Origin of the sequence: uncultured Maritalea sp., assembly GCF_937139385.1 — a bacterium.
In the GTDB taxonomy this organism is placed as follows: domain Bacteria; phylum Pseudomonadota; class Alphaproteobacteria; order Rhizobiales; family Devosiaceae; genus Maritalea; species Maritalea porphyrae_A.
This window is the reverse complement of the sequence record NZ_CAKZPW010000291.1, coordinates 1-9914: the sequence shown is the minus strand read 5'-3', so window position 1 is coordinate 9914 and position 9914 is coordinate 1. Positions and strand designations below refer to the sequence as shown.

8 protein-coding genes, 1 pseudogene and 1 riboswitch are annotated in these 9914 nt (G+C 51.7%); of the genes and pseudogenes, 6 read left to right on the top strand and 3 right to left on the bottom strand.

From position 1 onward, the window contains the following. The first annotated feature begins 334 nt into the window (after positions 1-334). Entirely contained in the window at positions 335-802 is a 468-nt protein-coding gene (locus Q0231_RS12125) for a nucleoside deaminase (protein ID WP_299347849.1), read from the top strand. A 4-nt stretch (positions 803-806) separates the two neighbouring features. Here Q0231_RS12125 and Q0231_RS12120 read toward each other — a convergent pair whose 3' ends face one another. After that, a complete protein-coding gene (locus tag Q0231_RS12120; protein WP_299347848.1) occupies positions 807-1535 on the bottom strand; it encodes a Crp/Fnr family transcriptional regulator in 729 nt (242 codons plus the stop codon). Positions 1536-1735: 200 nt separating this feature from the next. On the opposite strand from Q0231_RS12120, the gene Q0231_RS12115 reads away from it, so the two are divergent. The 4 genes from Q0231_RS12115 to Q0231_RS12100 all read left to right on the top strand — a co-directional run bounded on the left by Q0231_RS12115 (position 1736) and on the right by Q0231_RS12100 (position 5378). Next, positions 1736-2305 (top strand): XRE family transcriptional regulator, encoded by a 570-nt coding sequence (locus Q0231_RS12115; RefSeq protein ID WP_299347847.1) that lies wholly within the window; start codon positions 1736-1738, stop codon positions 2303-2305. A 70-nt stretch (positions 2306-2375) separates the two neighbouring features. Further along, positions 2376-3581, top strand: a complete 1206-nt coding sequence (locus Q0231_RS12110) for a glycine C-acetyltransferase (protein WP_299347846.1) — start codon at positions 2376-2378, stop codon at positions 3579-3581. After that, the gene (tdh, locus tag Q0231_RS12105) at positions 3578-4606 is read left to right on the top strand and encodes an L-threonine 3-dehydrogenase (protein ID WP_367274493.1); all 1029 of its coding nucleotides are present in this window, start codon (positions 3578-3580) and stop codon (positions 4604-4606) included. Before Q0231_RS12110 ends, tdh begins: the two co-directional genes overlap by 4 nt. A gap of 25 nt (positions 4607-4631) precedes the next feature. Then, positions 4632-5378 carry an SDR family oxidoreductase gene (locus tag Q0231_RS12100; RefSeq protein ID WP_299347845.1) on the top strand — a complete coding sequence of 249 codons (747 nt, stop codon included), beginning with the start codon at positions 4632-4634 and terminating at the stop codon, positions 5376-5378. 45 nt (positions 5379-5423) lie between these two features. On the opposite strand, the gene Q0231_RS12095 is transcribed toward Q0231_RS12100, so the two are convergent. After that, positions 5424-6341 carry a DMT family transporter gene (locus tag Q0231_RS12095; protein WP_269393511.1) on the bottom strand — a complete coding sequence of 306 codons (918 nt, stop codon included), beginning with the start codon at positions 6339-6341 and terminating at the stop codon, positions 5424-5426. A 104-nt stretch (positions 6342-6445) separates the two neighbouring features. Continuing rightward, a riboswitch (FMN riboswitch) is annotated at positions 6446-6605 on the bottom strand. Positions 6606-6739: 134 nt separating this feature from the next. Here Q0231_RS12095 and Q0231_RS12090 point away from each other — a divergent pair. Then, a complete protein-coding gene (locus Q0231_RS12090) occupies positions 6740-7924 on the top strand; it encodes an NAD(P)/FAD-dependent oxidoreductase (RefSeq protein ID WP_269393512.1) in 1185 nt (394 codons plus the stop codon). A 358-nt stretch (positions 7925-8282) separates the two neighbouring features. Here Q0231_RS12090 and Q0231_RS12085 read toward each other — a convergent pair. Continuing rightward, positions 8283-9914: pseudogene (locus Q0231_RS12085) on the bottom strand (OB-fold nucleic acid binding domain-containing protein); the annotation flags it as partial.

Here is a 9914-nt window from a genome sequence, read left to right as displayed (position 1 = left end):
AGGCCCCTAAACAGAGCTTGGAGACTACTCCATAAATTAGAAGCGTCCTCCTCAAAACTATCAGACCGTCAAACAATAGACAAAGCTCGGAAATTACTCGTATCCGTTCCTGTGGGTGAAATGATGTCAACGGAACAAGCCTTTCATAAACAATTTTCGCATTCCTTTCCGGGCACCTCTAAGTCATCATAATTCGTGGCCATCAGGCAAGGCAGAAAACTCTGCTGGTACGAGAAGCAGCAGTTGCGGATTTGATTGCAAAGTTTGATGGACTTTGATGGTCAAACGCAAGCGCGTCGCGTAAACTTGCCCCTATCGTTATACAGGAGGCAACATGCAGCACTCTGGCTTGAACGCAGATGATAGACTTTTTTTGCGCTTGGCGTATGAAGAAGCCAAAGCAGGCTTTGATGAAGGGGGCTGCCCGATCGGTTCGGTCTTGGCGCGCGGGAGCGAGTTGATCGCCCAGGGGCGCAACCAGCGGGTTCAGGGGGGCGACCCTATCGCGCATGGGGAAATGGACTGCTTGCGCAAAGCGGGGCGGCAGAAGTCCTATAAGGGTATGACACTTTATACGTCGCTTTCACCGTGCATGATGTGTTCGGGCACCATCGTGCAGTTTGGTATTGAGCGGGTTGTTGTGGGGGAAAATGCCAATTTTGGCGGCAATGAAGATTTTCTGCGCCAACGAGGTGTTGAGGTGATCGTGGCCGATGACCCTGATTGCACCGATTTAATGGCGCGGTTTATTCGTGAAAAGCCTGAGCTTTGGGCCGAGGATATTGCTGAAGATGGCGCTTAGGCATTTAGCCGCAACGCAACTCCAAACGTTCCATGCTTGGGACAATGAAGGTGCGATTATGTTCGATTTGGATCACATCGTCTTTGCGCAACTTAGTGAGCTGACGCGAAACTGTTTCAACGGTTAAGCCCAAAAAATCGGCGATATCAACACGGGTCAGCGGCAAATCAAATTTGGCAGATGTCATCTCGTCTGGATCAAGACTTGGGTTGATGTTTGTGGCGATCAAATACAAGAAGCTGGCAACTTTTTCAGCTGCAGTTTTGCGGCCTAAGGTGACCATCCAGTCGCGTGCCTCATCCAGCTCTTTTAACGTTTGCATCAACAAACGATGTTCAAGCTCTGGGTTTTGTTTCATCATGGATTCTAGGGCTTTGCGCGGAATTTTGCACAAGGAAACATCTGAGGCAGCTTCAGCGCTCATTTTGCTTTCGGGGGCGAACGGTCGGCCCAAAAAGTCGGGCGCGAACTGCAACCCGATGACCTGTTGGCGACCATCAGAAAGCATTTTGGTGAGTTTGACCACGCCTTGCATTACATTGGCGTAGGAGTTTACCTCTTCGGAGTCGGCAACCAACTCGGTACCACTTTGCTGTTTGACCTGACGGGTGTGCCGCGCCAACTCAATCAATTGCTCAGAATCTAAGGCGCCGCAAATGCCACGATGGCGCGCTTCGCAAGATTGACAAAGCACCGGAATTTCCGAGTTATGGATGTCTTTTCTGGTGGTCACGCAATATCCCCAAGTTCACCCAACTTTACCATAAAAATCCAGTTTGGCGACACTCATAAAACAAAATCTCAATAAGGTTTGTGATTTTCGTGTTTGTGAAGCGAGTTCAGTCAATGCCATTATTGTCGAACTTGCATATGCTTGTCGGTTTCACCAGTATCTGATAAAAATTCCAGTATGATGGATAAAGAAGCTTTATTATGCAAGATAAGTTGATTCCACCGCCACATCTGGGGGCGATTGTGCGCAAAGCGCGCAAGGACCACCATTTGACATTGGAAATGCTGGCCGAGCGCTGTGGCGTTTCAAAATCGATGCTCAGCCAAATTGAACGGGGGGCGGTGAACCCAACCTTTACGTTGGTGTGGAACCTAACCCAAGCGTTGGGGTTGGACTTGTCACTCTTGGGTGAGCGGGCAGTTTCTGATCATATGATTACCCATATCCCTGCCTATTCCACGCCGTCTAAAGGCAGTGCGGATAGTAAGTGCTTGGTAAAATTGCTTAATCCACCACGCACCGCCATGCCCATAGAATGGTATGACTTTAGCGCGGAAGTTGGTGGCAGTTTGATCTCAGAACCCCATGCAGCGGGTACAATGGAGCATATCACTTGTATTTCGGGGACAATAGAAGTTGAAGCGGGGGATTTGCGTGCGCAAGCAAAAGCGGGGGACACCCTGCGGTATAGAGCCGACCAGCCTCATGCGATCCACAATGTTGGCGAGGGCAAGGCGCAGGCATTTTTGGTGGTTGCGCTGCCCCAATAATGTGGGTGATGTGTTGATTATGGGGCAATTTCCTATATAGTGGAAAAATTCCAGTATAAAGAGAAAAGCCATGTCTCACCAATTGATCAGCGATACAACCGACGCCCTTAACGTGCTGCGCACGGACGGTTTGTTCAAAAATGAATATGAAATCACCTCGCCACAAGCTGCAAATATTGCCGTAAAAAACCCTGAAGGTGGTGATGACCTTCAGCTGTTGAATATGTGCGCCAACAACTATTTGGGGCTCGCCAATAATGAGCGCTTGGGCAAGGCGGCGATTAATGCGATTGAGCAACATGGACTTGGCATGGCGTCGGTGCGGTTTATTTGCGGCACGCAAGCGCTGCACCATCAGCTTGAGGCGCGGCTTTCTGCCTTTTTGGGGACACAAGATACCATTCTTTTTGCATCATGTTTTGATGCGAATGCGGGGATATTTGAAAGCCTCTTGGGCGCGGAAGACGCAATTATATCAGATGCCTTGAACCATGCCTCAATTATTGATGGTGTGCGTTTGTGCAAAGCGCAGCGGTTCCGCTATGCCAACAATGATATGGCAGATTTGGAACAAAAACTAATCGAAGCGCAAAGTGCGCGGCATCGGTTGATTGTCACCGATGGGGTGTTTTCGATGGATGGGATTATCGCCGATCTGCCTGGTATTTGCGATTTGGCCGAAAAGTATGACGCACTGGTGATGGTGGACGATAGCCATGCGGTTGGCTTTATGGGGCCAAAGGGCCAGGGCACACCGCATCATCATGGGGTGCAGGATCGGGTGCAGCTATATTCGGGCACCTTCGGTAAAGCGCTTGGCGGCGCAGCGGGCGGCTATATTGCGGGGCCCAAACCATTGGTCAGCATGCTGCGCCAAAAAGCGCGGCCCTATTTGTTTTCAAATGCCTTGCCTCCTATGATTGTGGCAGCAACGCTAGAAGCGTTGGACATTGTTGAAACCAGCCCAAAACTGCGCCCGACGTTGATGATCAACGCCAAATATTTCCGCAATGAAATGGGCAAATTGGGCTTTGATTTGGTGCCGGGTGAACATGCGATTGTTCCAGTAATGTTGGGCGATGCAGTTTTGGCGCAAAAGTTTGCAAAAGCCATGTTGGCGCAGGGCATTTATGTAACGGCCTTTTCATTTCCGGTGGTCCCCAAAGGGCAGGCGCGCATCCGCACGCAAATGTCTGCAGCGCATACCAAAGATGATCTGGATCGCGCCATTACAGCATTTGCCAAAGTGGGCAAAGACTTGGGCGTGATATCGTGAGGGCGCTGGTGAAGGCGCACGATGCGCCGGGTCTTGAACTGCAAGATGTCGCAAAACCCACAATCGGTGTGCATGACGTTTTGATCCGCGTCAAAAAGGCCTCGATCTGCGGCACCGATATGCATATTTGGCATTGGGACGCTTGGGCGCAAAAAACGGTGCCGGTGCCCATGGTTACCGGGCACGAATATGTGGGCATCGTTGAAGAAATCGGCGCTGAAGTGAGCGAAGTTAAAGTTGGTCAACGGGTTTCAGGCGAAGGGCATATACCTTGCGGCCATTGCCGCAATTGCCAATCTGGCCGCGCCCATATCTGTGCCAACACTAAAGGCATCGGGGTGAATACGCCTGGGGCGTTTGCGGAGTACATCTCCATCCCTGAAGCTAATGTGCGTATTTTGCCTGAGAGCATTAGCGATGATGTGGCGTCGATTTTGGACCCGCTGGGTAATGCGGTAAATACAGCGCTAGCGTTCGATGTGTCGGGCGAAGATGTATTGATCACCGGAGCTGGCCCTATCGGGTGTATGGCGGTTGCTGTGTGCCGGCATGTGGGCGCGCGCCATATCGTTGTGACGGACCTTAACGACAAGCGTTTGGCTTTGGCAAAAAAGATGGGTGCGACACGTGGGGTGCGGGCCGACAAAGAAAACCTTAAGGACGTAATGGCCGAATTGGGCATGCGTGAAGGGTTTGATATTGGCTTGGAAATGTCTGGCGCGACCCCAGCCTTGTCTGCCATGGTGGAGGCCATGATCACTGGCGGCAAAGTGGCGCTGTTGGGTCTGTTTCCCGGCAAGGTGGAGATGGATCTGAACACGGCGATTTTTAAGGGCCTGACATTTGAAGGCATTTACGGCCGCAAGATGTTTGAAACCTGGCACAAAATGCTGGCGATGCTTGAAAGTGGTATGGATGTGACCCCGGTCATTTCCCATCATTTGCCATTTGAAGATTTTGCCAAGGGCTTTGAAGCCGTGGCGGCAGGCAAAGCCAATAAGGTGATTTTGGATATTGCCAGCTAGGTCCGAACCGCCTAGCGTTTTGGGTATGAAAAAAATTGCAATTGTAACGGGCGGTAGCCGCGGCATTGGTGCCGCGATTGCCAAGTTGTTGGCCAAATCTGGCGTTGATGTTTGCTTGTCCTATCAGAGCGACGTGCAAAGTGCTGGGGCGGTTGTTGAGACGTGCAAAGCTTTAGGTGTTCGCGCCTTAGCTTTTAAAGCAGATGTTGCAAGTGCTGGGGATGTTCAAAGTCTCTTTCAATATTGCGATCAGCAACTTGGTGCCGCCAATATCTTGATCAATAATGCAGGTATTGTTGGTGAGGCTAGTGATTTGGTCGACTTAAAACCTGATGTGCTCGAACGGGTTTTTGCTGTGAACCTTTATGGCGCTGTTTATTGCTGCCAAGAAGCGATCAAACGGATGGCAAAATCGCGCGGTGGAAACGGCGGCTCCATTGTCAATATTTCGTCGATGGCCGCAAAGTTTGGCAGCCCGAACGAGTATATTCACTATGCCGCTTCAAAAGGTGCGCTCGACAGCTTGACAATTGGTTTGGCAAAGGAAGTTGGCCCGGAAGGCATCCGCGTCAATGCCGTTCATTCGGGCACGGCAGATACCGACATTCACGAGCGTACTGGTAACCCGGGACGACCGGCGATGGTGGCGAGCATCAACCCGCTTGGTCGGGTTGCACGGCCTGAAGAAATTGCAGAGGCTACAGTTTGGTTGGCGCTTGATAAGTCCAGTTACACCAATGGCGCAATTATGCCGGTCACGGGCGGTATGTGATTTGTCGGGCGCAAAAGATAGCGCCCGACTTTTTTTTACGAAAAACTAGTTGTTCTGCAATTGGCTTTCTCTATATGCGATGAACAAAGATGCGGCGATGATCAGCGCTGCACCAAGCCACAGGTTGCCGCCCGGCACCCAACCAAACACATAAAAACCCGCAAGCACATTGAACGGCAATTTGAGGTGATCAAAGGGCTGCACATAGGCTGCGTCTGCCGTTGCGTAAGCTTTGGTGATGAACCATTGGGCCAATGCCACTAAAATACCCGCGATCACGATCCATTGGATGGCGGAGCCTGTTGAGATGGCGATGCCCGTTTCAGTACCCAGAGCCAGGGCGAGGTTGATCGGGGTGAGCAACAACAACAAATAGAGTGTGATGGACTGTGGGTTTTCGGTTTTGGTGAGTTCTTTGGTGAATAGGCTGGTGACCGCCCAAAAGAAGGCCGCGCCGATGGGCAGCAAGGTTTTAAGCTCAAACGCATCTGACCATGGTTGCAAGATGATCATGCCGCCGGCAAAACCAACTAATGTTGCGAGCCAACGGGCTGGCCCCACTTTTTCGTTCAGCAACAGGGCTGCACCAATGGTGACGAAGAATGTGGAGGTCATGATTAGAGCAATGGCTTGCCAAATCGGTACGCCCAGCGACAGGCCATAGACCCATAATTGCACGCCAATCGTTGCGGCAATCACGCGCAAAACATGTAAGACAAGGTGGTTGGTTTTAAGGCCGGATAGTCCCGCTTTGAGGACAAATGGCACGCTTAAAACGGCTGCAATGGCATATTGCCAGAACGCTGCAGAGGTTGAAGATGTGCCTTCAACCATTGTGGCCAATTGGGTGAGTGAATTAACAGCGGCGAAGGCAATGCCTGCACCAACCATATATAGCCCGGCGATGATCGCTGGACTTTTTAAAGTTAGACCTGTGCTTGAAGCTCTTACGGTCTGATCCATTTTCGTTCCTCTCGAACAAATGAATCAGGGCGCGATTGGGAGTATCTAACGTTGTGCACCCCAAATTGCACGCAAAGGCGCAAGGGTGGCGTCAACATCTTTCAACCCCTTCTCTCTCATCCGGACTATGACCGTCGGCTCTGGAGTTACACCAGATCTGCTGGACCCTCATTTCTTTTGATAGAGATGAGGCGCTCGCGGGCTTCTTGATTGTTCAACCAAGTTACCGCCGGTGGGGAGTTTCGCCCCGCCCTGAGAAGGTTTCACCATTGAGATATTTCAATGGTGGCGCAGTTTTTAGCATGGGGAAGGGAAATTGGGCAAGTGTTTTGAAATGGATGCGAATTGACATTTAGTTGAACCCATCGCATGACCAATGCGACCAAAAGGGAAAACCCATGAAAAAGCATGATGTAGTTGTAATTGGTGGCGGTGCTGCTGGGTTAATGTGCGCCATTGAAGCGGGCAAGCGCGGGCGCGACGTTTTGGTGGTGGACCATGCGAAGAAGCCGTGCGAAAAAATTCGGATTTCGGGCGGCGGGCGCTGCAATTTCACCAATGTGCACACCAGCTTTAAGCAGTTCTTGAGCGAAAATCCGCGCTTTGCGATTTCGCCGCTTAAACGCTACAGCCAACATGATTTTATTTCGCGGGTTAAAAAGCAGGGCATCGCGTTTCACGAGAAAACTCTTGGCCAATTGTTTTGCGATGAGAGTTCACAGCAAATCATCGATATGCTTTTGGATGACATGCGCGCCGCTGGCGGACGTTTACGGATGCGGGCCGAGGTGAGCCATATCGCCAAAATGGATAATCAATTTCACCTCACCATTGATGGTGAGCATATGCGCGCGGATCAGGTGGTAATTGCAACGGGTGGTAAGTCGATCCCTAAGATGGGGGCGACGGGTTTTGGCTATGAAGTGGCGAAGCATTTTGGCTTAGACCTTGTTGAAACGCGTCCCGCTTTGGTGCCGCTGACGTTTGATCAGTCCATGCTTGAAACCATGAAGGAACTATCGGGCATTTCGGTGGATGATGCGGTGGTGAAACATGGCAAAAAGACCAAGTTTTCTGAAGCCATGTTGTTTACGCATCGCGGGTTGAGCGGCCCATCGATCTTGCAGATCTCGTCCTTTTGGCGCGAAGGCGATGAGATTGAAATTGCCATGTTGCCGGAGATGGATGTGTTTTCCTCTTTAAAGCAAGCGCGGCAGGAAAATGGCAAACAGGAAATCCAAACGTGTTTGGCGCAATGGTTGCCCAAAAAGCTTGTGGCGTTTGTGCTCGCTCAATCTGGCGTGCAGGGGCGTTTGGCGGATTTGGGTGACAAGAAACTCACACTTGTGGCTGATCAGATCAACGCGTGGCGGATTAAGCCAACAGGGTCTGAAGGATATCGCACCGCTGAGGTGACGCTCGGGGGTGTTTCAACAGATGAGTTGGACAATAAAACCATGGAAGCTAAAAAAGTGCCCGGACTTTATTTCGTTGGTGAAGTGGTGGATATGACCGGATGGCTTGGGGGTTATAATTTCCAGTGGGCTTGGTCTTCTGGTTGGGTTGCGGGGAATAGTGTTTAACATATTCGCGCCGCCGTTGGTCGCGTTGCTCCCGACCCCGGCACCCCAGCCATTGGTGCCCAAGGGCTAGCGCCAATCTCTGCCCTCATCCTGAGCCTGTCGAAGGATGGAATGCCGTGCCCTCGTGGTTCGACAAGCTCACCATTAGGGTTTTGACGTGCTGGTGTTTGCGCTAATGAAAATCCCTCGACTTCGGGATCACTCGCACGTTGCGCGGATGGCGGGGCGAGGTGTCGGGTTTGATGCGGGCGTCATAATCCACATTGGAAACCACTTCGTCGGCAGGGGTATGCACGTTGCGCATGTGTTGGTCGGATAGGTTTTCGAGCCAATGGGTGCGGTCCACCAGTTTGCGCACCACCAAGTGCATCACATTATCCTCGGTTTGCACTTGGCCGTGCACTTCAACAAATTTGGCAGTCATCACCACTTTTCGATATTGCTCGAGTACCTTGCTCCACACGATTAAGTTGGTGACCCCGGTTTCATCCTCAAGCGTGATGAACACCACCCCGTTGGCCGTGCCGGGGCGTTGGCGCACCAAAATAATCCCCGCCGTGCTGGCCCAGCGGTTGTTGGGTAGTTTTTTGATCTCATCTGCGGTGGTGATCCGGCGTTTTGCAAGGCTTTCGCGCAAGAACGACATGGGGTGGGCTTTAAGCGAAAAGCGTAAGGCTTGGTAATCTGCAATCACATGTTCAGACAGGCGCATTTTTGGCAATTGGGCTTGTTGCTCTTCGCCTTGCTCTGCCTGACTGGCCTGATCGAACAGGGGCAAGGGTTTGGCGCGGGTGAGGGCGCGGGCGTCCCATTTGGCTTGGCGACGGTCCAGTCCGATAGAGCGAAAGGCGTCGGCTTCGGCCAGTTTTTCCACGTCAAAAATGCGCAAGTCGGCACGTTTATGCAGGTCTTGCACCGAGGTGAATTTGCGCTGGTTGCGGGCAGCAATCAACTGTTCGGCATAGCGTTTGTGCAAGCCATCCACTTGGCGTAATCCGATGCGCAAGGCCCATTTTTTCTTTGGGTAAAGCGCTGCCCACAACAGTGATTTTTTATCTATAGCCTGTCCTGGCGGGGGATTGCGCAGAGTTTTTGGGTCTGGCGGCGTAGGCGTATATTCCGTCTGAGGTGCGGGTTCTAGCGTATAGTCCCATTGGGAGTGGTTGATGTCGACGGGCAAGATTTGAATATTGTGCTCGGCGGCATCGCGGATGATTTGCGCGGGCGCGTAAAACCCCATGGGCTGTGAGTTCAATAAAGCGGCGGCGAAAACGTCCGGGTGATAATGTTTAAGCCAGCACGACACATAAACCAGCAATGAAAAGCTGGCCGAGTGACTTTCGGGGAAACCATATTCAGAAAAGCCCTTGATCTGATTAAAGCAACGTTGGGCAAAATCCTCATCATAACCGCGCACCACCATGCGTTTGACCATGCGCTCTTCTAATGTGTGGATGGTGCCCGAGCGCCGAAATGTTGCCATGGCGTGACGCAATTCGTCCAATTCTTTGGGGGTAAATTTGGCGGCGTCCATGGCGATGCGCATGGCTTGTTCTTGAAACAAAGGCACGCCTAAAGTTTTGCCTAAAATTTGCTCCAGCTCATCTGGTGGGCCGGATTTTGGGTCCGGGGACGGATATTCCACTGCTTCCAAGCCTTTGCGGCGACGCAAATAGGGGTGCACCATATCCCCTTGGATGGGCCCGGGGCGCACGATGGCGACTTCGATCACCAGGTCGTAAAAGCGGCGTGGCAAGAGGCGCGGCAACATACTCATCTGCGCGCGGCTTTCGATTTGAAAAACCCCAAGCGTATCGGCGCGACAAATCATGTCGTAAACGGGCATATCATTATGCTCAATCGAAGCCAAAGTATGGTCGATATTGTAATGGGTACGCAGCATATCAAAGGCTTTGCGGATGCAGGTGAGCATGCCGAGCGCCAAAATATCGACCTTCAAGATACCCAAGGTTTCAATGTCGTCCTTGTC

Excerpts from the sequence above, each read along its gene's own strand:
- Q0231_RS12115 (WP_299347847.1), top strand. The coding sequence starts at position 1,736 with ATGCAAGATAAGTTGATTCCACCGCCACATCTGGGGGCGATTGTGCGC.
- Q0231_RS12090 (WP_269393512.1), top strand. The coding sequence starts at position 6,740 with ATGAAAAAGCATGATGTAGTTGTAATTGGTGGCGGTGCTGCTGGGTTA.
- Q0231_RS12095 (WP_269393511.1), bottom strand. The coding sequence starts at position 6,341 with ATGGATCAGACCGTAAGAGCTTCAAGCACAGGTCTAACTTTAAAAAGT.
- Q0231_RS12110 (WP_299347846.1), top strand. The coding sequence starts at position 2,376 with ATGTCTCACCAATTGATCAGCGATACAACCGACGCCCTTAACGTGCTG.
- Q0231_RS12125 (WP_299347849.1), top strand. The coding sequence starts at position 335 with ATGCAGCACTCTGGCTTGAACGCAGATGATAGACTTTTTTTGCGCTTG.
- Q0231_RS12100 (WP_299347845.1), top strand. The coding sequence starts at position 4,632 with ATGAAAAAAATTGCAATTGTAACGGGCGGTAGCCGCGGCATTGGTGCC.